This window comes from Halorussus limi (assembly GCF_023238205.1).
GTDB lineage: Archaea > Halobacteriota > Halobacteria > Halobacteriales > Haladaptataceae > Halorussus > Halorussus limi.
In genome coordinates this window covers 146,316-169,221 of record NZ_CP096661.1, presented here as the reverse complement: position 1 = coordinate 169,221, position 22,906 = coordinate 146,316, and the positions used below count along the sequence as shown (strand labels likewise).

20 protein-coding genes are annotated in these 22,906 nt (G+C 59.2%); 6 read left to right on the top strand and 14 right to left on the bottom strand.

The genetic code is table 11. The features are described from left to right. Positions 1 to 84 precede the first annotated feature (84 nt). Both M0R89_RS21030 and M0R89_RS21025 read right to left on the bottom strand, forming a co-directional pair. Positions 85 to 852, bottom strand: a complete 768-nt coding sequence (locus M0R89_RS21030) for an SDR family oxidoreductase (RefSeq protein WP_248652975.1) — start codon at positions 850 to 852, stop codon at positions 85 to 87. Between the two features lie 161 nt (positions 853 to 1,013). Next, entirely contained in the window at positions 1,014 to 4,010 is a 2,997-nt protein-coding gene (locus M0R89_RS21025; RefSeq protein ID WP_248652720.1) for a PAS domain S-box protein, read from the bottom strand. A 219-nt stretch (positions 4,011 to 4,229) separates the two neighbouring features. Here M0R89_RS21025 and M0R89_RS21020 point away from each other — a divergent pair, with 219 nt between their 5' ends. Continuing rightward, a complete protein-coding gene (locus M0R89_RS21020; protein WP_248652719.1) occupies positions 4,230 to 4,721 on the top strand; it encodes a DUF7344 domain-containing protein in 492 nt (163 codons plus the stop codon). 386 nt (positions 4,722 to 5,107) lie between these two features. Here the strand turns inward: M0R89_RS21020 and M0R89_RS21015 are convergent, their stop codons facing one another. From M0R89_RS21015 to M0R89_RS21000, 4 genes are all read right to left on the bottom strand, one after another. After that, positions 5,108 to 5,959 (bottom strand): hypothetical protein, encoded by an 852-nt coding sequence (locus tag M0R89_RS21015; protein ID WP_248652718.1) that lies wholly within the window; start codon positions 5,957 to 5,959, stop codon positions 5,108 to 5,110. A 171-nt stretch (positions 5,960 to 6,130) separates the two neighbouring features. Next, positions 6,131 to 6,715, bottom strand: coding sequence for a flavodoxin domain-containing protein (locus tag M0R89_RS21010; protein ID WP_248652717.1), 585 nt, complete (start codon positions 6,713 to 6,715; stop codon positions 6,131 to 6,133). 184 nt (positions 6,716 to 6,899) lie between these two features. Further along, on the bottom strand, positions 6,900 to 7,763 hold the full coding sequence (locus tag M0R89_RS21005; protein ID WP_248652716.1) for a polymer-forming cytoskeletal protein: 864 nt from the start codon (positions 7,761 to 7,763) through the stop codon (positions 6,900 to 6,902). After that, entirely contained in the window at positions 7,760 to 9,028 is a 1,269-nt protein-coding gene (locus M0R89_RS21000; protein WP_248652715.1) for an MFS transporter, read from the bottom strand. The genes M0R89_RS21005 and M0R89_RS21000 overlap by 4 nt, the downstream gene beginning before the upstream one ends. 197 nt (positions 9,029 to 9,225) lie before the next feature. Between M0R89_RS21000 and M0R89_RS20995 the strand changes: the two genes are divergently transcribed. After that, positions 9,226 to 9,645 carry a hypothetical protein gene (locus M0R89_RS20995; protein WP_248652714.1) on the top strand — a complete coding sequence of 140 codons (420 nt, stop codon included), beginning with the start codon at positions 9,226 to 9,228 and terminating at the stop codon, positions 9,643 to 9,645. An 18-nt stretch (positions 9,646 to 9,663) separates the two neighbouring features. Beyond that, a complete protein-coding gene (locus M0R89_RS20990) occupies positions 9,664 to 10,518 on the top strand; it encodes a CPBP family intramembrane glutamic endopeptidase (protein ID WP_248652713.1) in 855 nt (284 codons plus the stop codon). Positions 10,519 to 10,589: 71 nt separating this feature from the next. Here M0R89_RS20990 and M0R89_RS20985 read toward each other — a convergent pair whose 3' ends face one another. Beyond that, positions 10,590 to 11,282, bottom strand: coding sequence for a YqjF family protein (locus M0R89_RS20985; RefSeq protein ID WP_248652712.1), 693 nt, complete (start codon positions 11,280 to 11,282; stop codon positions 10,590 to 10,592). A gap of 201 nt (positions 11,283 to 11,483) precedes the next feature. Between M0R89_RS20985 and M0R89_RS20980 the strand changes: the two genes are divergently transcribed. Then, positions 11,484 to 11,831, top strand: coding sequence for a DUF8147 domain-containing protein (locus M0R89_RS20980; RefSeq protein ID WP_497007471.1), 348 nt, complete (start codon positions 11,484 to 11,486; stop codon positions 11,829 to 11,831). 298 nt (positions 11,832 to 12,129) lie between these two features. After that, a complete protein-coding gene (locus tag M0R89_RS20975; RefSeq protein ID WP_248652710.1) occupies positions 12,130 to 12,786 on the top strand; it encodes a helix-turn-helix domain-containing protein in 657 nt (218 codons plus the stop codon). A gap of 18 nt (positions 12,787 to 12,804) precedes the next feature. Here the strand turns inward: M0R89_RS20975 and M0R89_RS20970 are convergent, their stop codons facing one another. From M0R89_RS20970 to M0R89_RS20950, 5 genes are all read right to left on the bottom strand, one after another. Continuing rightward, positions 12,805 to 14,058: a heme-copper oxidase family protein gene (locus M0R89_RS20970; protein WP_248652967.1), complete on the bottom strand. Its 1,254-nt coding sequence runs from the start codon at positions 14,056 to 14,058 to the stop codon at positions 12,805 to 12,807. 271 nt (positions 14,059 to 14,329) lie between these two features. Then, the gene (locus tag M0R89_RS20965) at positions 14,330 to 15,928 is read right to left on the bottom strand and encodes an SLC13 family permease (RefSeq protein ID WP_248652966.1); all 1,599 of its coding nucleotides are present in this window, start codon (positions 15,926 to 15,928) and stop codon (positions 14,330 to 14,332) included. Continuing rightward, complete coding sequence (locus M0R89_RS20960) at positions 15,929 to 16,459, bottom strand: VIT1/CCC1 transporter family protein (RefSeq protein ID WP_248652965.1); 531 nt, start codon at positions 16,457 to 16,459, stop codon at positions 15,929 to 15,931. 474 nt (positions 16,460 to 16,933) lie between these two features. Next, entirely contained in the window at positions 16,934 to 18,226 is a 1,293-nt protein-coding gene (locus tag M0R89_RS20955; RefSeq protein ID WP_248652964.1) for an MFS transporter, read from the bottom strand. Positions 18,227 to 18,229: 3 nt separating this feature from the next. After that, complete coding sequence (locus M0R89_RS20950; RefSeq protein ID WP_248652963.1) at positions 18,230 to 19,342, bottom strand: MBL fold metallo-hydrolase; 1,113 nt, start codon at positions 19,340 to 19,342, stop codon at positions 18,230 to 18,232. Between the two features lie 89 nt (positions 19,343 to 19,431). Here M0R89_RS20950 and M0R89_RS20945 point away from each other — a divergent pair, with 89 nt between their 5' ends. Further along, positions 19,432 to 20,166: a helix-turn-helix domain-containing protein gene (locus tag M0R89_RS20945; protein ID WP_248652962.1), complete on the top strand. Its 735-nt coding sequence runs from the start codon at positions 19,432 to 19,434 to the stop codon at positions 20,164 to 20,166. Positions 20,167 to 20,251: 85 nt separating this feature from the next. On the opposite strand, the gene M0R89_RS20940 is transcribed toward M0R89_RS20945, so the two are convergent. Both M0R89_RS20940 and M0R89_RS20935 read right to left on the bottom strand, forming a co-directional pair. Continuing rightward, positions 20,252 to 21,532, bottom strand: a complete 1,281-nt coding sequence (locus M0R89_RS20940) for a M20 family metallopeptidase (protein ID WP_248652961.1) — start codon at positions 21,530 to 21,532, stop codon at positions 20,252 to 20,254. Positions 21,533 to 21,538: 6 nt separating this feature from the next. Beyond that, positions 21,539 to 22,885, bottom strand: a complete 1,347-nt coding sequence (locus tag M0R89_RS20935; protein ID WP_248652960.1) for an FAD-dependent oxidoreductase — start codon at positions 22,883 to 22,885, stop codon at positions 21,539 to 21,541. Positions 22,886 to 22,906: the final 21 nt, after the last annotated feature.

The following is a 22,906-nucleotide window of genomic DNA, read 5'->3' as shown; positions in this document are numbered from 1 at the left end:
ACAGAACGAGCCTTCGACATTATATAGTAATGGTTTAGGAGTGATAAATTTTCCCTAGAAAATGTATAGTTGCCCCAGCAGTGGCTATCCGGTGTAGGTGTATCCACCGTCGACGACGAGCGACTCGCCGGTAACGTAGGACGCCAGGTCGCTCGCTAGGAAGAGTGCAGCCCCGGCGATGTCCTCGGGTTGGCCCATCCGGCGTTGGGGAATCATCTCTACGAACGCCTCGGTCGCCTCGGGACCTAGGTTCGCGTCCTCGGACATCGCGGTCTCGACACCCCCTGGATGAATTGCATTGACGCGGATTCCTTCGGGGCCGAGACTGTGAGCGAGCGCGTAGGTCAACAGGCGGACGGCACCTTTCGAAGTGCAGTACGTGACGTACCTGCCGTTGCCGACGATGCCGGCGATACTCGAGACGTTGATGATACTGCCGCCGTCGTGCTCGAGCATTCGCGCCGCGGCGCGTTGGGCGCCGAAGAACATCCCCTTGACGTTGACGTCCATCAACCGGTCGTACTCCCCGGGCGTGACATCCAGGAACTCCTCCAGTCGGAAGATGCCGGCGTTGTTGACCATCACGTCGATACCTCCGAACTCGTCGGCCGCGCTCATGGCCGACTCGATGTCCTCAACGTCGGTGACGTCGCACTCGACGAACGCCGCGTTCGCGTCCGTCTCGTCTTCGAGAAGTTCGTGCGTCGGTGCTCCCCCTTCCCGCGGCGTCTCTCGAACGTCGGCGACCACCACGTCGGCCCCGTGTTCCGCGAACGCCCGGGCGATACTCCGACCGATACCGCTTGATCCGCCTGTCACCACTGCCACACGGTCTGTCAGCAAATCCCCCATATCGGCGGTCACGACGAGCAAGGTAACAAGCGTTTACCCTGTTTTTGTCAGGACGACAGTTCTACGAGATTCTGTTGAAGTTCGTCAAATTCTACACTGAATAAACGATGCGCGTCCTGTACTCAGCGGCGATACTATCGATAGAGAAGACTGAAAGTTCGTTATTCTCCGACGCTCGCCGTAGCGCTGGCCACCAACTCGCCCAGCAATTTCTGCTGGGCGAGACGTAGATGCTGGTGAAACGTCGGGCCGGCGATGTTCAACGAGTCGGCTACCTCCTCGCCCGAACTCTGGCGGGGCCACTCGAAGAATCCCGCGTGGTACGCGGCCTCGACGACCGCCCGCTGTCGGTTGGTGAGATCGTCAGCAAACGCCTCTGCCACGCGTTTCGCCGTATCATCAGTCTGAACGACGCTATGTCGCGTAACCAACTCGGTCTCAGGATACACATCCTCCAGCACGTCGGTGATTCGGTGGACGTCGACGCTGTGCGGGAGGTAAACCGTCATCTCAAGGTCTCCATCCCCGATGCGGGGGTGTTTCACGCGGCCGCCGCGGCTAGCAAGCTCCGACACGACCGGCGGTTCCGTCAGCCGAAGCTCGAACGTCGCATCTCCGACCGCTTGCTCTGTAATAGTCACGTCGTCCCAGAAAGGAAGTTCGTCGACGAGCGCCTCCAGCGTCGAGACCGCGTCGTCGGTCACGGTACCGTACTGTAGGTAAATGCCATCTCCGATTGGGACAGTCTGATTTAACGTGATCGTCCCGTCGGCGTCCGATTTGGGGGCCGCTCCCTCGACGAAGCCCGGAATCCGGAACTCTAGTTCGACGACGGTGTCGGTCATCAACGCCTGCTTACGTTCGAGGGCCGCAATCGCGTGCCCGACGACTTCCCCCAGCTGGCCGAGAGCCTCGCGCTCACCGTCGTGAAACGCTCCTTTCCGGGCGGAGTACACGCCGATGATACCGTACAGCGTGCCCTCGTAGACGATGGGGATTGCTGCCGACGACCGATAGCCGTACTCGCGAGCGAGGTCGCGCCACGGTTCGAAAGCCGAATCGTCGAACGCGTCTCGGGTGACTTGTACCTCGTGGGTGTGAATAGCCCGACCGGCGGGCCCCTGCCCGTGGGGGTCATCCGAGTCGACAGAGATCGACACATCGCCAATGTAGCCGTCGACACCGGCTTCAATCCGGGAGTACACTGAGTTCGTCGTCGGGTTGACGTTTGCGATCCACGCAAACTTGTAGACGTCCGCCTCGGCAAGTGCGTCGCAGACGACTCGTTCGATTTCCTCGCGGGTCGACTGGTCGATGACCGCGTCGGTGATGTCGCGAACGATGGTATTCAGGCGATTGAGAGCGACAATTTCTTGTTCGTCCTCCTTGCGCTCGGTGATGTCACGGAAGTAGACTGACAACCCAGACTCCGACGGATAGATTCTGACGGTTTCCCAAATTCCGAGTGGCTCTGAGAACCGCTCGAAAATCTGGGATTCCTGCGTTGCCAGTGCGGTTTCGAATTGCTTGCGAAGGGGATCGTCGTCGGCTACGTCCAGCACTTCCCAGACGTTCTGACCGTAAAGTTCCGCTTCGGGCTGTCCAAGTAATTCTTCGGCGCGGTCGTTGACGTAGGTGAATCGATACTCATCGTCGAGGGCATAAAACGCGTCGTCAACTCGGGCGAACACCTCGTCGAGCTCGTGCTGGAGGCTGTCGCGCTGTTGCTCCAGCTGTCGGGCCTGTTCCTTGAGCTCCGTAATCTCGTCGGTGCAGACGACTACCTGTTTGAGGGTGTTGTCGTCGTCACGGATTGGTCTGGTACTGATTGAAAACCACCGACGGTCACCGTCGGTTGCCTCTGCCTCTCGAACGACCTGATTGGTGACTGCCTCGCCCGTCGTCAACGTCCGCGCCAGCGGGCGCTCCTCGAACGACAGGGGTTGGCCGTCCGGCCCGACGAGATCAACCTCACTGGCGGCGTAGTGCTCACCGTGAGAAAGCCCGAGGATGTCCTTTGCACGAGAGTTCAACCGCTGGAGGTCGCCGTCGGTGTCGAACACCATGAGGCCAGTAGGACTCACGTCGAAGAGGTTCTCGACGAGGTCACGCTCGCGGCGGAGTTGTCGCTCGTGTTTACGGCGGTCGGTCATGTCTTGGGTCACCTTCGCGTACCCTTGAAGAGTGCCGTCATCGTCGCGGATTGCCGAGATGCTGACTTTCGCCCAGAACCGCGTGCCGTCCTTTCGCACCCGCCAGCCCTCGACCTCGACGAAGCCGTCACGTGCGGCAGTAGCGAGGTTCCGTACAGGCACGTTCTCAGCACGGTCCGTCTTGGTGTAGAACGTCGAGACGTGCTTGTCGATGGCGTCTTTACGGGAATAGCCCTTGATCCGCTCGGCCCCCTCGTTCCACGTCACGACGCGGCCGTCGGGGTCGAGCATGAAGATTGCATATTCGTCGACTGTCTGTACGAGCGAGCGGAACTGGTGCTCGCGCTCGCGGAGTGCCCGCTCGGACGCCTTCTGGGCAGTGATGTCGTAGTAGAGTTCGACGCGGCCGCCGGCATACTCGCCAGTCTCAATGGGTTTACTCCGGTGTTCGAGCCATCGCTCGTTACGCCCGTTACCAGCCGTGATTCGGCACTCAAATTCCTCGGCATACGTGTTGTCGTCGTACGTGGCGATCACGGTCTCGGCGAAGTCGTCGGGTTCCGCGACGACATCCCCGATCGTCTCCCGGATGAGTTGCCGTTTGTCTCGTCCGACGATGGCCGCCGAGTCGAGTCCGAAGTAGCGTTCGATAGAGTCGTTAATCCACACGACGTCGAAGTCGTCGTCGAGCAGGAAGACGCCAACGTCCGCCGTGCCGAAGACGTCGCTCACGACCGATTCGTAACTGCCGTGTGCGAGGTCGGCGGTCGGCTGGGACGCGGTGGTCGGCCGGGAACGCCACCAGACGCGGCCGCTCGCCCCGACCTTCTTGGTCTCAAGGAGTTCGTCTTCGACCAGCTGTTCCAGCCGATTGTACGCGGTCCGCCGCGAACAGTCGACGACATCGGCGACCTCGCTGGTCGTCAGCGGGGGTGCTGGCGGCGTCGCGTCGAAGGCGGCGAGCGTGTCCGCGAACACGTGTCGCGTCGACTCGGCGGAGTCCATACCAATGGCATGCGCCATACACAGGAATAGTTTCCGCCACCGGAAACCAATGCTTCGTAATCGCTGTTATGGCCAGTAGTTTGGGAAGACCCTCGCTTCGATGAGGCTTTGATCGCTGTAAAGCAGAGACTGACAATATGAATACCCAAAAATGGTAGGGAGCTAGCTTAACCGGTGGGACTGTTTGGTATCCATACGGCCGACTGAGGGGGAAAACGAATGCAAGAAATCGAGACACAGTCCATGAATACGGAGAGGAAGCCCACCATACCATCGTTAACCGAGATGTACGGGGCACTCGCGGATGACCGACGACGCGTGATACTCTCGATCTTGACTGACCGGACGACAGCGGTTGACGTAGCAACCCTCGCTCGGTCTGTCGCAGCCCGGGAAACAGGAACGTCGGTTGGTGACGTCGACGAAGAGACCGTTGAGCAGGTACGTGCGTCCATTTATCACGTCCATCTACCGAAGCTCGCAAATGCTGGCATCATCCAACATAACGAGGAGCAACAAACCGTCGAACTTGCACATGATGGCATCCAGCAACTACCTTTGACCGACCAGCAGCGGTCGTTATCTTCGACCGATGATGCGACGTTGCAGATTGCAGCAGAGGAGCAACTCCAGAGTGCCCTGAATGCGAACAGCCAAGAGCAGACGATGTTTCACGTCCGGCAGGTTCTCCAGCTGCTACGTCTGAATTGAAAGACATCCTTACGGAAGGATTGGTCATGCTATCTAGCTGGTGTGGAAGAACTTTAGAGAGGCCTTCAGATTTCCAGGTATAGCATTTACAGGCGACATCATACGCATAGGGTTCACGACAGTTTGGAGTACCTCGGAATACCATGATATGAGGGATGCGCCGACGACGCCATGGGCATTGCCGATATTCCGGGTCAAATGGTGTAGTGGCTTGAGTGAACGATAACTACACGCTCTACATTGCTCACAATCACCCTCATTCTATCAACAGGCCCCTCTACGAAGAACTCGCCAACAAGATGCAAACGCTGGAGAACTCTGACTAGGGGAGGGGAAATCACAGTCGTTCTGGGACAGGATGTGCATGTAGCCGGGTATCGACTACGTCATGGCATTGTCGCTGGTTCTGCCGGCGCACGGCCAAATTCGGGACTGATCGAACGGAGCAACTTAATAAGTAGAAGGAGGCTGGTGAGCGTCAGCACCCCGAAGATGACAATCTGAGGTAGCGGTACTGATTGTCCGTCGCGAATCATAAAGAACGCCATCGCCAACACGGCCCCACCTAGCGTGGCGATCTTCACAAGCAGGACGGCGGTGAACGCGTACCCCCACGCCCGGCGCTTCCAGAGCCAGTACGCGGTGAGGAGGAAGGCCGGAACGATGATGCCGAGATCGAACGAGTAAATCACCGATGTCGGGAGTCCAGCCTCTGCGATACTCGGCGGTGTCGTTCCCGCGAAGGTCGCGGGGAGGATTTCCGAGAGCCACAGGAGCGTTATCAACGCGCCCAACAGCAGGTGGAATGTGACGTACGCCCGGACTGGCTTTTCGCCGATCGACTGCTTGAGTGCATCTGCATCCAGTCGGACCATTCCACCGACGAACGTGAATAACGTCAACCAGAGCAGTGTGGTGTACACTAGATACAGCTCGTTGAATGCGGTCATAAACGCGTAGGAGGCGTAGGTGTAGAGTAGATACCCGGTTACCCCGAGCCAAACGACGTATCCCCGAAGCGATCCGCGAGCGGCAAAGTACAACGACGCCGCCAGAGTAGGGACGGCAACCACGAGCGTCAGCAAATCTTGGCCGTAGACCTGAGGGAGGAGCACCGGTGCGTCGCGGTAGAAGCCGGGCACGAACAGGCCGACGACGGTTGCAATAACCGTCAGCACCAGCGTTACCACTGAAGCGAGAACGTACGGACGCGGGACTGTGACGCGAGATGCAGTCACGCATCGACACCTCGTCTAGTGGCTCCGGTCCTGTCGCTCTCTCCCCCCAGAACCCAGCGGTACAGGAGCACGAACAGAATCGTTCCGACGATTATCCCCGGCGTCATCGCCACGCCCTGATAGAGGTCGAGAACCGAACGAACGAGTAAGATAACACGTCCTTCGGGAGGGTCATTCGACTTCCTCCTGCCCGTTCGAGTCGGACGGATCGATGCCGAGGCGGCCTTCGACGAACGCGGCGACATCGGCAGCGAAGGCTTCGACCTCGTCCCAGTCGGTGAACTCGGCGTCTCGGGAGGTATCAACGTCGGGCATCGTCCGCTTGGCGATCTGTTTCATCATCAATCGCTTGAGGAAGCCATACTCCGAGTAGCGCAAAGCTCCGCCGAAGAGACCGATCCGGTCGGGATGCCACCCCGTATCTTCGATGAATTCCTCGACATACCCCGCTGCCTGTGTCCGGCCTTCCTCGGTCGCAGACGACAGCGACACTTGGAAGAAGGCCGTCGGCTTCTTCGCCAGTGCGTCTCGGTTCGTCTTGACGAACTCGCGGACCACCGACTGGTGCTTTCCTGCATGGATGGAGGCGCCGACGAGGACGGCGTCGAACTGCTTGACATCGAGGTCGGATGGAATTTCGTCGGTGTTGACCGCGGTGGCTTCGTGACTCCGTTCGCGGATTACCTTGATGATTCGCTCGGCGACCTTCTCCGTCTGGCCCTCCCCCGTTCCGTAACATATCAAGAACGATATCATCGTAAGTCCTGATTCAGTACGTCCCCACGCCCATTAAGGATGAGTGCCCCTCCGTATATGCAGATACCACGCGATAATTCGTGTGATCGGAACGATTCACGCACCTACGATTATCCGTGGGTGGATGTTCAGCATTCTAAGACGATTAGGGCGCATCGCCGAAGTCGATCCTGCGTGTCTTGGTCTACTCCGGAAGTTGAACCGGTTCGAACCGACGAAGTCCGAAGTAGGTGACGAGCGTTGCTCCGATTCCGACCGTCACGAGCGTGATTCCGAGCCACGACCCGACGATTGGAATCCGTGGAAGCACCGTCAACACTCCAAGAAAGAGCACTGAGCCGACAGCAGACGCAAGTCCGGGTCGTTCGAACGGAAGATGCTGTCCCACGAGGAAGCCGTAGACGACGACGCTGTATCCGACAACGAGAAGTCCAACCAGAATGCCGAGTACGCTAATCGGGAGCAAGATCAGCGTGAATGCCATGAACACGAACAACGCCAGCAACGTCACGCTCGCGAGCAGTCCGACCGTACCGCTGACGAGAACGTGGTCGGTAATCGAATCCCCGACGTTTGCGAGTAGCGTCGGCTTCCATCGAGCGAGACCGAATCCGGAAACTCCCAAGACGAGCGACTGTAGTACGAACGCGACGATTCTAGCGGCGGGTGAGGATTCCTGCGGAACGGGCTCGAATGATGTTCGCTCGGCGATCGCCGCCCCGGGAGCGATAGTTCGAACGCCTCCGACGAGGCGAAGTTCACCCTCGATTATCGCTTCCTCCTGGACCGTTAGATTTCCCGCGAGTTGGACGACGTCCCCGTCGCCGGTTCCCCGTATTCGGGTGTCTCCGGCGATGACGTAGATCGGTCCTGACACCGTGGCAGTGTCGGGGACGGTCACCGTCGCGTCGCCGACGATCAGCGCGTGATCGAGTTGGTCGATCGTGTGGTCGCCGTCGACGAGAATCTCGACTCGGTCTACCTCGCCGCCGCCAGCGGAGAGCATCAGCAGTGCGACGACGAGCAGTGGAATGAGTTCGGGTCTCATGCTACCTCCCCTCGTGCGAGCGCGATCATCCGTCGGACGTACAGCAGGACTGCCACCGAGAAGAACAACAGGAGCGCCAGCGCATTGACGAAGTTGAGATGGTCGAACAGCGACACCTCGCGCGCCTGGAAGTAGAGTGCGACGCCGGTACTGAGAAACGTCGCCAGAAAACCGGCCATTCCCAAACCGATCGCGGAATGCGTCCCAATCGTTTCGGGCGTCGACAGGTCGGGCCACAGCGCGAAGTTCAGTGTCGTGTAGAAGCTCACTGCGAGCACGTAGAACAATGGCAGTAGTAACGACGGCTCGCCCGCCTGCGCCATCCGAATGTCGAATGTGTACAGAAGGTGCGTGAACGAGAACAGGCCGAATACCCACAGGAACAGCCACCGCCGTTCGAAATTCGTGTAGAGGACGCCCGCCATCCCGGCACCGACGACGTGGGCGAGTGCGATGAATAGGCGTACATCGAGACTCGGTGACTGCCACGACGTGAAGATGTAGGTGGGAGTTTCGACGATCCGGAGGAAGCCGAGGCTATCGATGAAGAACACTCCGAACATCAGCACGACGAGCGTCCAGAATGTCAGACTCCACGTAGAGACGGGATTCGGTCTACAGAACCGTCCGACGTCGAAGCTCTCACTCCGTCCGGCGAACTTCTCGACGACGCTTACACGGCCAGATGCCAGCACGCCGAGGACCACGATTCCGGGAATCATTGCAGCCACCATTACCAGGCTGAACCCTTCGATGGACCATTCAAGTGGGTAAATCGCGGCGATAGAAAACGAGATAGCGGCGATGGCGGCGGCCACGTAGCCGCGGTCGCGGACGGGAATGAAGTCGATGGTCAAGCTGAGCGTCGTCGGCATCCCGACGCCGAGCGAGATCGCACAGACCACGACCCATGAGAAGAACTGTTCGGACGTGGCGACGAGGGGTGCGGTGGCAGTCAGTACGAATTGGACCAGAACGACTCCTAATACGAGACGGAGTTTGACCAACAGGCTCCGGCTCCATCCAGTACGGTCGAGCCAAACACCAGTTACGACGGCGGTGAGAAACGCCAGAAGCGCGAGGAGCGCCATGCCGATTGAGACGTCGACGTGGTCCATCCCTACTCGGTTTACCCCGAGGTCGAAGAGACCGAGCTGGACGAACGTGAGATTGTAGTAGTAGCCCGCGGACAGAAGTGACACGAAGAGGAGATAGCCGACGACTCGTGGCCAGTCCCGGCGAGCGACGTACTCAAACAGCTTCACTCTCTATAGTATCACGTCGCTATAGAACTAGCTTGGCCTTCTTTCACCAACTGACTCGGTACTCAATCAAAATTCCATCAACGCCCCGTGCGGCAGTTACCGAAGGTCATAGTGGCGATAGTGTCCATCAACGATGAAGCGGTATTGATGCGCCAGCGCATGTAGGCCTTAATAGTCGAGATGACCAACAGGAGAGTATGACGGCGAGTAAATGGCTCTTCACAGCACTTTTGGTATTACAGGCCCACTTCGCAGCCTCGTACTTCGTTCCCCTGGACAGAGAGGCCCAAAGAGAGTTTGGGGGCCTGTTGAGGTGGGTGTGGCCCTGGAGCGGTGGCGACAGCGGGCTGTTGGGCCAGGTCACAGTGTCTTCCGGCATACCACTCTCCGGAATATTCCTTGCCGGGACCGCAGGAGTACTCTTTTTCCTTGCGGCCCTGGCGGTAGTAGAGATCAGAGTACCGTTCGGCTGGTGGAGGATGCTGGCTGGGGGCGGAGCCACCCTGTCACTCTTGCTGATGGTAGGATTCTTCGGTACCACGAAGATACTGCCGATGGTCCTCGATATCGTCGTGTTGTGGGCCGCCATTACCGATTGGCTTCAGCCCACCGGCTGATAGGGGCAGAATAGGACAATGGTGTCGCGGAATAAGTCGGCTGTCTCGGGCGAGTTCGACGTCTGGGGGTTCCTGCTGTTCTCCCACGTCTGGACCTGGGTTTGGTGGAGTATCCCGATACTTCAGGGCTGGCACGCCTTTCGGGTTCCCGGGGTTGTCTTCTTGGTCGTCGGCGGAATTGGGGTAACTCTTGGCGGCATCGTCATGTCGTGGCAGGTTGCCGGACGCGCAGGACTCGAAGACCTGTGGCGGCGTATCATCGAGCCGAGCCGAATTCCGCTCCTGTGGAGTTTCGTCGTGCTCGTCCTTTGGCCATCGCTCGCACTCGTCGGTGCAGGGACCGCGACCCTCCTCGGTGGAGCAACGCAATCGTTGAGCGTCGATCCTATACGAACACTGCTGGCCGACCCAGTCGGACTCGTAAGCACGCTACTAGCTATCTTCCTACTCGGCCCGCTTCACGAGGAGATCGGGTGGCGAGGTTACTGGCTTGACCGGCTCCAACTTCGATGGGGCGCGCTGACTTCGAGCATCGTTCTCGGCGTTGTGTGGGCAGCGTGGCACGCACCGCTGTTTCTGATGGTCGGATACTTCAGCAGCTGGGACTTCTCGCCCGAGCCAGCGTGGTTCGCGTTCAATATCGTCGTTGGCTCGGTTCTTTACACCTGGGTGTACAATAACACAAATCGGAGCGTCCTCGCGGTCATTCTATTTCATTTCGTCGGTAACGCTACCGGACAGCTACTTGACCTTTCATCCGTTGCGCAGAGGTACCAGTCCGTGGCGACGGTACTTCTCGCCGCCGGTGTCGTGGTCTGGTGGGGACCGAAGGCTCTCCGTCGAGACGAGTCTAGGCCACTCCCGGACGACTGATTCCATGTCCGGGAGAGGCGGCCGTACTCGGGGTGAGTTCTACTAACGGCTACTCGGTGAGTAGGGCGGCTTCAGCGTCGAGAAAGACTTCTTGTAGCCGTAATATCCGTTCCGGGGCTGTAGTAGCATACCGGGTCACCGGCGGGCGGCGCGAATCCGTTCGCGTGAAACAGCGTGTTCTCGCGTATTGTCACCTCCGCTTCGTGGAGCGACCAGGGGTCGTGAGAAACGTCGGCGTATCGAAGTCGTCCGTCAAGGTCCTCGGTGTAGTATCGATAGCGTTCCGTGAGGAACTCGGCGCGCGAATCCGGCGCGGCGGTAAACGCCTCGCCAACTGGACCGTAGGTCGCGGTGAACTGGACCGGACGTTCGCCCGGGTGCAGACGCTTACTCTCGAACGAGATACCATCACTGGACTCCTGAAACTCGATTCGGGCGTAGTAGTACGGCAGATGGTGGAAGAGGCGTGCACCGACGACGCCGAGGATTCCCTGGGCGTCCAAGCTGAAGAAGTAGACGCCCGGCTCTCCGTCGCTCGTGACGTACGTTCTGAGATTCAATTCGGGAAGGGAGAACCCCGCAGTCCCCGGAACGCCGCGCGGGCGAACGGCGACGTTTAGATAGGGAACTATCGAGAGCCAGGCGCGTCCATCGTACGTGTCGACCTCGAGGGACGGGGGTAGATGGGCGGCGACAGTGGCGGGGTCGAAAGGCCAGTTCATGAACGCGAGGTGACGCCAGCCCATCCGTAGTGGGACGACCATGGGACTGGTAACGCGTAGAAATGGAAAATACGGGGGTTGACCGTATGACACGGCGGTTCCGTTTGGCCGCGATGCACGGTCATCGACACAATTGCTCCCGTGAGTAGAAGCGTTCGCCAATGGTGGTCCCTCCGAGAAGACATCGGATTACCGTAATATCTTTGTAGTCGATACTCGTGGCGGACTTATGGGCTTTCTTCGATTCCTCGTCGTCTCGGAGCAGGAATCACGACGTTTATTCTCGCTGCCATTCTGGTCATCGAGGCCATGGCGGTCGATCCCGGCGCAGGAATTCTGGGTGTACTCATCGGCGCGGTAGTCGGGGCCGCCGTACTTGTAACAGTCACTCTCAAGTTCGAGGATACTGACGCCGCTCTTCAGTCGGGTATTCAGGCAGTTGCCGCATTTGGATACGTTGCTCTCGTTCTGTCTTTCCTCAGGTACGCCAACGTGGCTGGACTCCGTTCCGTCACCGACGTCGTTTCCATCGCAGTCATGGCGACGATTGCGGCAGTAGTGATGTTCGTCGTTGTTCGGATTCGTCGATGATCTGCACAATTGAGGTTACTAACCCAAGGGCATGAATGACCGATGAGATACCTCGTTCGACTCGACGAGGAGCTACGCTATCCTTATCTGTGATAATTCTATTCGTAGTCGTATGGAATCGCATCTTGAACGACGAACATTGCACTATCTCTGTAGCCCCGAACCCCAGAGTAGACGCTTGAACACGTCGTTGATCGTCGGACGGGACGATGGAATCAAAAATAGGGTGCGAACTACTTACGAATATATTCGTGATTGTAGTTATTTATAGCGAAAGAGTACGATGAACTAGCTTTCAATGCCCCACGCCAAGCTCACGATAAATATCCCGGATGACACCTGGATAGGAGAAATTTCGTCTCGCCATCCGGAGGTAGTGTTCCAAGTTGTCGCGAGTATGCCCAGTGAAAACACCGGTATCGGGCTCGTACAGCTCGTCGCTACAGATCCGTTACCCATTATCACCGATATCCAAGACCGTGACGATATTGACGATCTCGAACTACTATCGAAACAGGAGGACGAAGCGCTTCTCCAGATTCAAACGTCGAACCCACTTCTTCTCCTACCGGTTTGGCGAGCCGGTGTCCCCCTCACGACGCCATTCGATATAAAAGACGGCCAAGCCACGTGGAAGTTGACTACGTCATCGAGTCGTCTCTCCAGTCTTCGCACACAGCTCGAAAACCTCGGCATCAGATTCGACATCGAACACGTTCGTGAGATTGACGCGAATCAGGCAGATCAGTTACTTACCGATCGTCAGCAAGAGATCTTGTTAACCGCGGTTGCGGACGGATATTATCGCACGCCGAGAGAGGCGACACTTGGCGACGTAGCTGATACCCTCGAGATTGCAAACGCCACCTGTAGTGACGTTCTTCACCGGGCTGAAGACCATATTATCCACTGGTTCGTCGACGAGCACATGGAAACACGATTTTCGAATCGATAGTCTCCATGCTGACCGGAGTTAATCCCCGATCAGCTGGGAGGGACGTTTGCGACCCGACGAGTTTTCAAGTGAGCGCCAGAACGAGATCACGAACAGTAGCCAAGCGATCGCTATTAGTGCGTATCCGCCGAGAGTCAGCGTCTCCGCGATCGGATCTATAGAAGGGAAGGCAGTCAACCAGAGTGCGAACATTCCGACGTTCACGCTTCCCACCTGAATCCAGGAAGGTTGAGTGATGTCGCCAGCGACCGAGGTGACGATCTCCACTAGGTCATCTGCTGTGGACCGCCCGGACGCTAGCGTTACTACCGGGAGGAACGCCATTGCGAGCTGGAGCATCCAGCCGAACACTAGCCCGTTAATCGCGGCGATCTCAATGGGTCCGGCGGGGACGGTGTCCGGGAACAAGAGCACAAGCGGGGCCCACGGAACGGGAAATACCAGCCATAGGTACCCACCCAGCACCAGTCCAAGCTGTTTCGGACGTCGATAGTCGCTACTGTGGTAGGTTCCCACGATGTTCACTAGGAGTCCAATGGTCCCGATGACGTAAATGGCGAGTCCTAGCATCGTGAGTTCGTGACGAGCAAGCCACGGCCCAGCAACCAACCCCACAGCGCCGAGCGTTACTCCCCAGAACGTCACAGGGACGAGTTGGGGGAAGCGGAGTTCGGTTTCAAAAAGGGCCGGCAAGAGCGTGAGCACCGTCGCGGCCACGATGAGTGCGAGAAATCCCCAGACGTTCGCGTGGACGTGGGCCTCGATCGAGCCGAAGTAGCCGCCTGGGCCATGGATGTTGAGCAACATTCCGAACGCCGCAAGTATACCAATGACCAGAAACCACGGAGCGACTCGGTAGTACCGGAGCAAATCGTGACCTCGCCTGCTCGTCCGGTAAATGGTCACGATAAGCAGGCCAAGCGCTCCGAGAACGATCGTCGCTCCCGCCACGGCGGTAGTTGTCGAACTGGTCGCCATTCCGATTAGGATCAGTGGATATCCAGCGTTGAGTAGTAACCACTGCCACCAGCGAGACGTACCGTCTACCGATCGTTCTGTACCTCCGATACTGTCCGTTAGCGACGGCAAAAAGCCGAACAGCGCCTGTGTCATCCCACCGATCGTGACGAAGTGGATTGTTAGCCACCGCAAACGAGGAAGCGATTCAATTAAGCCACTCTCGACGGATAATTTGCCTGCGACGGCGAGTAGTCCGACGCTCAGATACAGGCCGGCCATGACGACGAACGGATTTATGTGCTTTTGCATCATCGATCACCTCGTGAACTACATGTCCCTAACCACGGTACTTGGTTAGCAGTTGGCGCGAAGTTCTGAGTGGCCTTCGAAAGTATCAGGGACAGGCGAATGTATTAGTGGATACTGCGAGTACGTTCCGAACCTGCTCCGAATGGGTTACTATAGAATACTCTACTGCCATCGTTACGAGCAGGGAGACGAGGCTTCGTACGTCAAAGGCGTGGCGATTGCCGCGGGCGATGAGAAGACCGCCCACTGACCGTCACGCCGTCCGACGTTCGTTTCATGTCACTACCGGCCAAACTAGCGTGAACAGGCCGAACGCCAGTACCGCAGTGACCAGCACCATCGCCACGTCCAGGATTACTCCCGGTCGGAGCATGTGATCTTTCGTCATCTGGCCAGTCCCGAACGCGATGGCGTTCGGCGGCGTCGCAACCGGAAGCGCGAAGCCGAAACTGGCCGCGATAGCGCCCGTTATGGCCAGAAAGACGCTTGCGGCCGTCGGTGAGGTCCCGAACGCTCCCGCGTATCTCGGCCCCATCGAGATGAGAATCGGCACCGAGATCGCCGCCATCGCCGTGTTCGAGGCGATTTCGGAGGCGGCGACCATCGCGGCGGCGACGATGAGCGCGACGACCAGAATCGGTGCGCCAGCCATCGAGCCGACGACCGATTCGGCCAGCCAGCGCGTCGCGTCCGTCGTTGCGAGTGCGTTCGCCAACGAGATACCGCCGGCGAGTAGGATGATAGTTCCCCAGTCAATTCGTTGAATGTCGTCCCAGTCGATGGTTCCAGCGATTGCGAGCGCCGGTATCGCGGCCAGTCCGACGGTCACGAAGTACAAGATGCCCTGGTGGTCTCCGACGCCGAAAAGGTGGTCTCCCGAACCGCCGAACAACGTCACGTACAGGCGAGGTGGTAGAACACCCTCGAAGAGAAACCCGAGGCCACCGAGTAGCCAGAGGCTGGCCGTTGCGCCCGTAATAAGGAGGACGCGTTGTTCGGCGGCCGAGGGCGGTCCCGTCCGACGCAGGTATCGCCTCGCTTCTTCGCGTGCGACGCTAGCATCGTCGACTTGAGGAGGATAGACGAGGACGGCGAGTACGTACCACGTCACCGGCAGCCCGACCACGACAAACGGGAGACCGATCGCCAGCCAGTCGACGAACGTAATCGTGTAGCCGAGTTGCTCACTGAGCTGGGAGACCACGATGGCGTTGGGCGGCGTTCCGATGAGGGTCCCGACACCCCCAATGCTGGCCGCGTAGGCGACGCCCAGAAGCATCGCCAGTCGAAAGTTCGGCTGTTCGGTCAGCCGTGCAGACTCGTCACGGGGTATCGTCTGTTCTACTGCGGGAGGGTTCTCCGACACCGCGTCGCGTTCGGTACCGCCATTCGTCCCTGCGTCGTCTGCTATCACTCGGTCGGCGATACCGAGAGCGATGGGGACCATCATCGCGGTGGTCGCGGAGTTTGAAATCACCATCGACAGCGCCGCCGTGGCGACCATTACGGCGAAGACGATTCGACGCGGGGAGGTCCCCACGGCGGCGAGGACATGGTACGCGACGCGGCGGTCCGTCCCGTGTTTTTGGAGCGCCTCCGCGAGGACGAACCCGGCGAGCAAGAGGAAGATGATCGGGTCGGCGAAGCCAGCGACTGCCTCCCCAACGTTCGGGACAACGCCGAAGCCCGCGAGGAGTACGGGAATGGTTAACGCCGTAATCGGGAGTGGCAGACCGCCGGTGACCCAGAGGACGCCCGCGAAGGCCGCCGTCGCCAGCGCGTACTGTCCGGGCGAGGCCAGTCCGGGGATCGGGGCGGTGGCGACGGCGACAAAGACGAGGACGGCGACCGTTACGGTACGACGGTCGGCCATCTACGCGAGTCCGCCGAGGGCGTTCCCCGCGGCGAACGCAACTCCCGCGGCGAGCATTCCGACCGCCAGCATCTCGCCGCCGGCGGCGTACCATCGGCGGTTCGTCACGAGGGTTCGGCTTGCTCCGACGATGAAGAACGCGACGGCCGTCACAACGACCGAGAATCGGAATGTTGAGGCGAGTCCGAGCGCGTACGGGAATAGGGGTGCCCAGCCCGCGACGACGAACGCGAGGAACGTTATTATTGCCGTATATCTTGGCGGTTTCCCTTGTTCGGTGACATTACCTTGGGCTACCTGGTAATCCCGTTCGGACTGCTGGCTGAGGTAATTGCTCATGCCCATCGAGAACCCGTCCGCGAGTAGGTTCGCCACGCCGAGGATCAGCACGATAGCTGGATCGAGTGCAGCTCCCGCGACGCCAGCCACTACCGCGAACGTCGTGACGATGCCGTCGTTGGCCCCGTAGATGACCTCTCCGATGTAGCCGCCTGCATCATTCAGTTCGTCACCGAACAAGAGTTCGATCATCGTACTCGAACTCGGCCGCTACGTCCATAACGGTACGGTACAGTACTCCGTTGAGAATGTTTCCGACACTGCATTCACGGAGGCGATTGTGGTCACCATTTTGCAGTCATGGGTTAGAACTACCAATCGAGACGAACCTCAAACCCAGTCCCGGAACATGACCAATCCGAGGAGAACTAAGACGGACGGCGGGTTCTGCGAACACCCTACAGAATTTTGAACTACCTCCGAAGAGGAAAATAGAACCGGTCAATAAACCTCTCCTTTGACTCTTACTCGTTCTCGCCCACCTGTAGGAGCAATGTTGTACTGAGACAGGACAGGGGCAAGGTCGAAAATCAGATGGGCTGTAGCTCAACTCGTCGGCCAGACCGGTCACTCACGGACATAGATTGTAGATTTGATGTAATCTTGTCCGTACTAAGGCCAAGTGAACGCCAATTACGGTCACTACCAGAAAGAACGTCTACTGAACTAGTCTTGGGTAACCGTCTTGGCCGACCGCTCCGTCGCAGGTGCAGGTGGCTCGTGTGTCCCGAACTCGGGGTGCGTCTCTTCCATCCAGAAGTACACGATTACCCCCGAGACGAACATCAGGGCAGCGGTCATGTAGAATGCGGCCTCGGCGTTCACGAATTCCATCGCGAGGCCGATGAGAATCGCGCCGACGCCGTAACCCGAATCACGCCACATCCGGTAGACGCCCATCCCCGTCGCACGCCACGTCGGATGTGCCGCGTCGCCCGGCACTGTCATCAGATTCGGATAGAGCAACGCCATCCCGAGACCGGAAAACCCCGAGAGAACGACCCACGGAAGATATCCCTCGACGAGTACCATCCCGAGGACGCCCGCGCCGGTGAGGAACATCCCAGCAACGACAGGCGGACGACGACCGATTCGGTCCGCAAGACCACCAGTAGCAATCTGGAGGAAGTACATCGCGCTGTGGACACCGACAACGAACCCAACCGTTGCAATCCCGAGTCCCTGACTCGTGAGATACAACGGGACGGCGAGCCAGTACAGCGTATCGACGAACTTCTCGATGTGACCCGCTTGTGCTGCGGCGAACAGCGTCTTATCGCCGTAGGTCGCCCGCTTCAGCACCTCAACGAACGGGAGGTTCGCATCGTGGTGGTCGTCGTCATCAACCTCAACTTCTGCGTACTGGACAGTCTCCTTGATCAGGAAGATCGAGATAAGGAACGCCAGCACGACCACGACCCCGAGGAAGTAGAAGGGCTCAGGCCGGAGACTCCACCGGTTAGCGATGATGCCAGTGATCCAAGCACCGGCGGCGACGCCGGTGTAACCGAACGCCTCGTCGATACCAACGGCTAACCCTCGCTGATCGGGACCTGCGAGATCGATCTTGGCGTTGATCGCCATACTCCAAGTCAGTGCTTGGTTGATACCCAGCAGGATGTTCCCGACCGTGATCCAGCCCCAACTCGGCGCAAAGATGAGAATGATTGGGAGCGGTAGTGCAGTCGCCCATCCGAGGACAAGCACTGGCTTGCGGCCGTATTCGCCGCCCCACTTGCCGGCGTAAAGATTGAGAAGCGCCTTGACGAAGCCGAACGAGACGACGAATGAACCGATGACGAGTAACGATTCGACGCCGAGTACGTCACGACCCAAGACGGGGACGACGGCACGCTCAGAGCCGATGGTCAGGCCCGTAGCGAACACGAGCAGAACGTGCAGTGAGAACTGCCCGAGATGTTCGCGGATTCCCTGCTTGAGTTCAGTTTCGGTACTCATGGATTATTCGGCTGCACAGTTGTTCGGACCCAGTTCGAGTTCGGCCAGTTCGTCGGCGGGAACCGATTCCTGTCCCACATTCGTCCGCTTGACGCGCTCGAAGTTCGGCGGATGATCCGGGATATCGGAAGCGAGTTCCGCGACGAATTCCTCACGACCACGGCCGAGATCCTCATTCCGTTCCCTGACCTCACCGAGGGTTGCAGTCACCGGCGGTTCTGGTGAACCGGGGTCGTGTGCTGGCAAGACGAGAGTGTCGTCCGACCGGTCAAGCAACCGCTGAAGGCTCTCGTAGAGCGTCGCAGCGTTCTCCTCCACGTCGGAATCTTCAATCCCCGCTTCGACGCCGAGTTCGACGCGTCCCACGCTGTCGTGAAAGAGCGTGTCGCCCGTAATCAGGGCTGCCCCGTCGATATCGAACGAGACACTCCCTTCGCTGTGTCCCGGCGTGTGGATGACCTCGATATCGAGACTGCCGACGGTAACGGTCTGCCCATCTTCAAGGGGCGTCGCATCGATGGCGAGCGCGTCCTTCGGGTGGAGGTAGTACGGAACACTGTGACGGTTGGCGAGTTCCGCAGCTCCAGAGACGTGATCTGCATGGGCATGCGTATCGAAGACACCGACGAGTTCGGCGTCGTGGTCGCTGAGAATCTCGTCGTACTCCTCGATGTACTGAGAGGGGTCGAACACGGTAGCTTCGCCCTCTGAAATGAGGACGTGAGAGAGACAACCCTTCCCAGGCCGTGCGACCTGTATGAACGTGCCGTCGAGGTCAGCTGGAACTGATGCGGACCGGTGGACACGACTCCACCCGTTCATCCCGTCTGTGAGCGTCGTAGCATCGTATCCCATCTCGAGGAGGATATCGGTCGCACTCTGTGAGGCGACGCCAGCGGCACAGACGGTGACGATCTCCTTTCCGTCAGGGAGTTCCTTGAGAGCATCCTTTGCCGCATACGGATCGTCGGTTAGTCGATCGTAGACGTCTACGTTGATGCTACCGGGGATGTGCCAATCGTCGTAGTCCTCTTCGTGCCGAATATCGAGAACTAGGACGTCCTCCTCGTCGGTCTGTAATCGTTCACTGAGTTCGTTCGGACTGATCTCCGTCATCTGTGATTACCAGTAAGGTCGGTGTTTGAATATAGGTAGTGCCGGTCATGACCGGCACCGTTAATCCGGACGAGGTCCAATACTCTCGTATGAGTCTGTACGAAGCCTCGTTCCGGGTGAAACACGAATGCCCGTATCGGGAGATTTCAGAACACTTTCCGGACCTCACGATACGGGAGTGGTACCTGAGTGACTGCCAAGTACTGGAAATTAGCTCGTCAGAGGCACCGACCGAGGAACTGCTTGAGGAGATCAACCGTATAGGGACGATTCTTCACAAGACGATGGATGATTCAGGTCTGAACATAGTTACCCAGTCCTGCCTCTGTTCACTCGAGGAGTCTATCATCGACCGGTTCGAGGAGCACAACTGTCTCTATCAACCACCGACCATCCACCGCCAGGGGTGGGAACACTACACGGTGATTGCGTTCGACGAAGCGGACGTTAGAGCCCTGCTTCGGGACTTAGAGGCAGACCGCGATATCGAAGTTCTCTCTAAAACCGCCATCACGGAACAACAGATCCCGCACAGTATGCTGGCCCCGGTTGACCAGTTATTTGAGGATATAACGGACCGGCAGTTAGCGGCACTACGATTGGCCTTAGAAAGTGGGTACTACGAGCAACCGCGCCAGACGTCGCTCCGCGAGTTAGCGGAGCAAACGTCAGTAGCCCGTTCGACGTATGAGGAGCATCTCCGGAAGGCAGAGAACAAACTTCTCACGAACGCAGGTCAGTTCCTGCGGTTGGTGACCGCGGCCTCGTCGACGAACCCTCTACGGGTGGATCAGGCGAGTTCACACGGACAGAGCGCCGACTGAAGTTCTGTATTCTGCCGGCACCTGATCGATTACCCCCGTTGGTCGTACATTGAGCCCTCAAGTACAGTCTCAGCTACGTTCCCTTCTATCCTCTTTGTACGGAGTTGTCTGACGATTCGTCGACTGCCGTGGCGAAGGCGCTCGGTAATCCGGCGTATACCCGTGTGTTATCGAGGAGTGCGTCGATCGTGATGTACTCGTCTGGCGCGTGGACCGTGTCGGTACCCAGCGCGAACTCGACTGTCGGTACGCCGGCGTTGCGAAGCGTCTTGGCGTCCCCACCGCCGGTCGCGCTCCGCCGGTAGATGCGGTCACCTGTAACGTCCTCCGCGGTCGCAGCCACGGACTCGACGAGGGGACTCGCAAGGTTCTCGTAGGTGCCGACGCTCCAGGAGACGTCGGCGACGGTGACGCCCTCGTGATTAACGATGCAGTCTCGAACGTCGGCCAGCACTGCTTCCGTGTCGACGCCGGCCGTGAGGCGGACGTCGAGTTGCGCCCGCGCCGTTTGGGGGACCGTATTGACGCTCTCACCGCCCTCGATGATGCCCAAGTTGACAGTTGGGTGCGTAAATAGACGTCTCGCGGTGTCTGCACCCATCGACGGTGCGTAGTACTCGACGGACTCGTCGACGATTTGCTCGACCGCGGAAGGTAGCGAGAGGTCGCGCTCCCGAAGCTGGGTCCGAACCGCTTCGACGGCAGCCCAAAGCCGATCGATGGCGTTCCGGCCGAGCATCGGACGCGAGCCGTGAGCGGCTTCGCCGGTCGCTTCAAGCGTCAGCCAGATGCTCCCTCTGTCCGCGACGGTGACCGAGTGGCGGCCGCGCTCGCAGGTCGGTTCACCGATGACGCAGGCGTCAGCGTCGAGGTGTCCGACGTCGAGCAACGCGGGTAATCCGGCGTCACCTGCAACCTCCTCATCGCTGACGAACGCAAATTGAAGTGTGACCGGAGGTCGCTCGTCCTCCTCTGCGAATGCGCGGGCGACCATCAGCATCGCGGCGACCGCCCCTTTCATGTCGGTCGCTCCACGGCCGTAGATTCGGTCGCCCGCTCTCTCGCCCAATGGGTCGTGTGTCCACGCCTCTTCGTCGTACGGAATGGTGTCGAGGTGGCCGGTAAACAGTAGCGTTGTCTCGCGTTTACCGGGTCTCGTCGCCAGCAGGTTCGGCTTCGACTCGTCAACCGCGAACTGCTGGGTTTTTATATCGGAGTCGGCGAGATACGACTCCAGCAGGGCGACAATTTCGCGGGTGTCGCCCGGCGGATTTGACGTGTCCACCGTAAGTAGTTCGAGCGCTACGTCGACGAGGGAAGCAGGATCGTCGACGAGACCGTCGACGATGGATGTCGGAGTCGCCACCGTTAATCACTCTAGTTTACCGCCGAGGACCTTTGCAGCGGTGAGAATCGGGTCCCATACCGGACTGAACGGGGGTGCGTACGCGAGGTCTAGATTCTGGAGTTCGGTCACGGTCATCTCGGCGTGGAGCGCGGTCGCAACCGTGTCGATCCGCTTGGCTCCCTCGCGCCCGACGACGCTTCCGCCAAGGACCTTCCCCGTCCCGCGGTCGGCAAGGAGGGTAGCGGTCAATTCCTCCGCACCGGGATAGTAGTCCGCGCGGGTTTCGTCCGTAATTGTTACCGAGACGGGGTCGAATCCGGCCTCGCGAGCGGCCTCTTTGTCTACGATTCCGGTTCGAGCTGCACCGAGGTCAAACGCCTTCACGATAGCCGTCCCGGCGATCTCGCCGACGCGGGTCGGCGTCCCGGTGACGGTCTGACCGATGGCCCGACCTGCCCGGTTAGCGGTAAGGGCGAGGGGTACGTGGTCAGATTCGCCGGTGACGACGTTAGTCGCCTCGGCACAGTCGCCTGCCGCGTAGACGTTCTCGTAGTTCGTCCGCCCGAACTCGTCGGTTGCAATCGCGCCGGTCGGTCCGAGTTCGATGCTAGCGTTCTCAGCGAGTTCGACGTTCGGCGCGACCCCAACGCCGACGATGGCGATGTCCGCCGGCACCGTCTCAGCTTCGAGTTCGACGGCCGCCACAGCGTCTTCACCTTTGAATCCCGAGACGGGCGTGTCGAGGTAGAGGTTCACACCCTGCTCGCGGAGGTGGTCCTCGACGTGCTCGGCGACCGCCTCGCCGAACGGTCGGAGGACGTGGGGCAACATCTCATAGAGGTGGACTGTCGCGCCGCGCTCGGAGAGGGCTTCAGCCATCTCGATACCGACGTAGCCACCGCCCACGACGGCGGCCGTCTCAGGCATGTTCTCTGTGACGTAGCGCTCGATGGCGTCGGCCTCGTCCATGTCGTGAATCGTGAACACGCCGTCAAGGTCCATCCCGTCAAACGGAGGTTCGACGGCGTGGGCGCCGGTCGCCACAAGCAGGTCGCCGTACGGCTGTTCGAACTCCTCGCCGTCGGCCGACACGGTGACGGTCTCGCTCTCGGGGTCGATTGCGACCACTTCGTGGTCCGTGCGGAGGTCGATATTCCGGTTCTCGACGACCTGTTCGGGCGTCAGCGACACGAGGTCGTCCAAGTCCTCGACCTCGCCCTTGACGTAGTACGGCATCCCGCAGGCGGCGTATGAAACCCACCGGCCCTTCTCGAAGACGATCACGTCGCGGTCTGGGTCCTCGCGCTTCGCTTTACTTGCGGCGCTCATCCCTGCGGCGTCCCCGCCTACTATGACGAAGGGTTGCTCCATGTGAAAGAATAGGCCCTCCAC

Coding starts and splice junctions, on each gene's coding strand:
- M0R89_RS21030 (WP_248652975.1), bottom strand. CDS start 852: ATGGGGGATTTGCTGACAGACCGTGTGGCAGTGGTGACAGGCGGATCA.
- M0R89_RS21025 (WP_248652720.1), bottom strand. CDS start 4,010: ATGGACTCCGCCGAGTCGACGCGACACGTGTTCGCGGACACGCTCGCC.
- M0R89_RS21020 (WP_248652719.1), top strand. CDS start 4,230: ATGCAAGAAATCGAGACACAGTCCATGAATACGGAGAGGAAGCCCACC.
- M0R89_RS21010 (WP_248652717.1), bottom strand. CDS start 6,715: ATGATATCGTTCTTGATATGTTACGGAACGGGGGAGGGCCAGACGGAG.
- M0R89_RS21005 (WP_248652716.1), bottom strand. CDS start 7,763: ATGAGACCCGAACTCATTCCACTGCTCGTCGTCGCACTGCTGATGCTC.
- M0R89_RS20995 (WP_248652714.1), top strand. CDS start 9,226: ATGACGGCGAGTAAATGGCTCTTCACAGCACTTTTGGTATTACAGGCC.
- M0R89_RS20990 (WP_248652713.1), top strand. CDS start 9,664: ATGGTGTCGCGGAATAAGTCGGCTGTCTCGGGCGAGTTCGACGTCTGG.
- M0R89_RS20985 (WP_248652712.1), bottom strand. CDS start 11,282: ATGGTCGTCCCACTACGGATGGGCTGGCGTCACCTCGCGTTCATGAAC.
- M0R89_RS20975 (WP_248652710.1), top strand. CDS start 12,130: ATGCCCCACGCCAAGCTCACGATAAATATCCCGGATGACACCTGGATA.
- M0R89_RS20970 (WP_248652967.1), bottom strand. CDS start 14,058: ATGATGCAAAAGCACATAAATCCGTTCGTCGTCATGGCCGGCCTGTAT.
- M0R89_RS20965 (WP_248652966.1), bottom strand. CDS start 15,928: ATGGCCGACCGTCGTACCGTAACGGTCGCCGTCCTCGTCTTTGTCGCC.
- M0R89_RS20960 (WP_248652965.1), bottom strand. CDS start 16,459: ATGATCGAACTCTTGTTCGGTGACGAACTGAATGATGCAGGCGGCTAC.
- M0R89_RS20955 (WP_248652964.1), bottom strand. CDS start 18,226: ATGAGTACCGAAACTGAACTCAAGCAGGGAATCCGCGAACATCTCGGG.
- M0R89_RS20950 (WP_248652963.1), bottom strand. CDS start 19,342: ATGACGGAGATCAGTCCGAACGAACTCAGTGAACGATTACAGACCGAC.
- M0R89_RS20945 (WP_248652962.1), top strand. CDS start 19,432: ATGAGTCTGTACGAAGCCTCGTTCCGGGTGAAACACGAATGCCCGTAT.
- M0R89_RS20935 (WP_248652960.1), bottom strand. CDS start 22,885: ATGGAGCAACCCTTCGTCATAGTAGGCGGGGACGCCGCAGGGATGAGC.